A 908-nucleotide genomic window follows, 5' to 3' on the forward strand; every position below is an offset into this window, starting at 1 on the left:
TTCTTTATTGCCGTCTTAATCATGATCGCCATCGATATGGTATCGCTGAAAAAAAACGGCGCCCACAAAGTCAGCATTAAAGAAGCCCTCGCCTGGAGCGGCATTTGGGTGGCCGTATCCTGCGCATTTGCAGGCTGGCTCTATTTTGAACTGGCGGGCAACCCGACTTATGGGGCCGTTGTCGCCAAAGAAAAAGTCCTCGAATTCTTCACCGGCTATGTGCTTGAAAAATCCCTTGCCGTCGATAACATCTTCGTTTTCCTGATGATTTTCGGCTATTTCAAAGTCGAACCCAAATTCCAACACCGCGTCCTGCTCTATGGCGTATTCGGCGCCATCGTCCTGCGCGCCATCATGATTTTCATCGGCGCGGCACTGGTACAGCAATTCGAATGGATTCTCTACCTTTTCGGCGCATTTCTGCTCTATACCGGCATCCACATGATGAAACCCGAATCGGAAGAAGAGGAAGACCTTTCCCAAAACAAAATCCTGACCCTGCTCAAAAAAGTCATCCCGACCAGCCCACAGTTTGACGGTGAAAAATTCTTTACCCTTGAAAACGGCAAACGCATCGCTACGCCGCTTTTACTGGTATTGATTATGATCGAATTGAGCGACGTCATCTTCGCCGTGGACAGCATTCCCGCTATTTTTGCCGTCACCACCGACCCGTTCATCGTCCTTACCTCCAACATTTTTGCCATCTTAGGCCTGCGCGCCATGTACTTTTTGCTGGCGGATTTTGCCGAACGCTTTATTTTCCTCAAATACGGCTTGGCTTTCGTGTTGAGCTTTATCGGTATCAAGATGTTGATTATGCACTGGGTGCATATCCCGATTTCCATTTCCCTGTCCGTCGTCTTCGGCGCACTGGGTGCATCCATCCTGACTTCTTTGGTGTACAC

The 908-nt window shown here is 49.2% G+C and carries 1 protein-coding gene; it reads left to right on the top strand.

What is annotated here, in order from left to right; all coding sequences use genetic code 11:
• On the top strand, nt 1-908 hold a 908-nt coding region (locus tag ACTHS3_RS15435), incomplete at both ends, for a TerC family protein (protein WP_440368430.1).

It is taken from the genome of Neisseria sp. P0009.S007, from assembly GCF_051962515.1.